1 rRNA gene is annotated in these 1661 nt (G+C 33.7%); it reads right to left on the reverse strand.

What is annotated here, in order from left to right:
- Nucleotides 1-1585 precede the first annotated feature (1585 nt).
- Nucleotides 1586-1661: ribosomal RNA gene (gene rrf, locus ACIQXN_RS21585) — 5S ribosomal RNA — on the reverse strand; the annotation flags it as partial.

Raw genomic sequence — 1661 nt, forward strand, 5'->3', positions numbered from 1 at the left:
GCCGGTGTTTCTCAGCGACCATTTCATCTTACCATTTTCTTTATAAGAAGTCAATAGTTTTTATTGTGTCATTTCTTCTGGCAATCAGCCAAAAGTGAATGAAGTTTTTTGTTTGTTTACTTGGTGCTTATTTATATTAATCCTTTCCTGATTCAAAGTCAACACTTTTAAGTATAATAACTTTTTTTATTTGTAAGGTTAATTATAATCCTAATATATCTGCTCATAGATGCACACTCCCCCTTTTGAATTCTATTGGCAATAATAACTTTATGGCCTAAATCAGCCTATTAAACATAGCAAGAATTGTATTATAACTACATCCGACCAACTTAAGTGCAATTACAGAAGCTAGAGTCCTAAGATCATTCGATTTTTTAGAAGAGAAACCAAGGGTCATGGTATTCAGTTGGATTTATGATGGCTAGTATATCCAAGTTAAACGTCTGCCCCATAAAGTCCCTAATTGACTTATCCTTTAAATAAACTGGCGAGATGTACAAGACCTTTCAAAAAAGAACGTCTTGTAAAGAAAGCTTAAAAACGATTGGACAAAGCTTTGATTGTTTGGATTCAATTCAGTTAGAACTAAGTCACTACTATATAGGAAAGCCATTAATTGGAGTTGTAGTAAAGAAGAATAATTTACTTTCCCTTGAGAAATATGCATTAAACAGGAAGGAGTCCTTCTCGTTTAAAGAAATTGATTAACCTTTATGTGATTTAATCAGTGTAACTTAGATAACTATCTTAATTCTTCAAACATCAGAACAATATTCTTTTATAAAAGCACAGGCATATTAAGTCTTTTCTATAGCTTTTCTTGGAAATATGGTGAGCCATCCGTTGTATTTCGTAGATAAATAAATAATAAACATTAAAAAAGGAAAGCCAACCTTTTAGGATAAATATTTTAGTATCAAATTGAAGCGTTTCTAAAATAAGGTAATCAAATGAACTATCAGGCGAAAACTCCAATAAAGATAAGACACTTTGACAAAAATTCTAAAATCAAAAGTTCACTATCGTATTGGAGCCTACCAAATACATGAGAGTGCAAAGGGACTGGTACCTCGATATCTTCCCCCAGAATCCACTATTGTCTCTAGGCTAATCTATAAAGCACTTGATTGTTACTCGAGTGCTACCCGACGCTATCATAAAAACTTAGTTCAGGAGTTGAGAAAAAGCCACTTACATCCCCATCATGGGTAACATACCAAGTTGAAAAGTAATGCTATTAGTCATAACGATTTTATTTGAAAAATCTAGGCATTAATTGGTGAATGGGTAAAAGTATCATCCTTATAAAAGGATAAACCCAAAAAGCCAAGTAGTTTTACAATAAAATATGTAGTTTGTAACTTTCCTACGCAAACAGTAATATATACTAGCTTATTTGATTTTGATAACCGGTTTTTAGTAACTCACTTAATAGTCTTACACATAAAACAAAAAAGAAAAACAGATGTGATCCATCATATGCTAATTCAAGAGAGACAATAGAGAATGCAAATCCCCCCTTCGTTTCGTTTTTTATTTTCAAACGCAAAAAAGGCCAGCACAATGGCTGACCTTTCAAATGGCTTGGCGGCGTCCTACTCTCACAGGGGGAAACCCCCAACTACCATCGGCGCTGAAGAGCTTAACTGCCGTGTTCG

The sequence above is a fragment of the Peribacillus sp. NPDC097295 genome, from assembly GCF_044761665.1.
Classification (GTDB): Bacteria; Bacillota; Bacilli; order Bacillales; family DSM-1321; genus Peribacillus.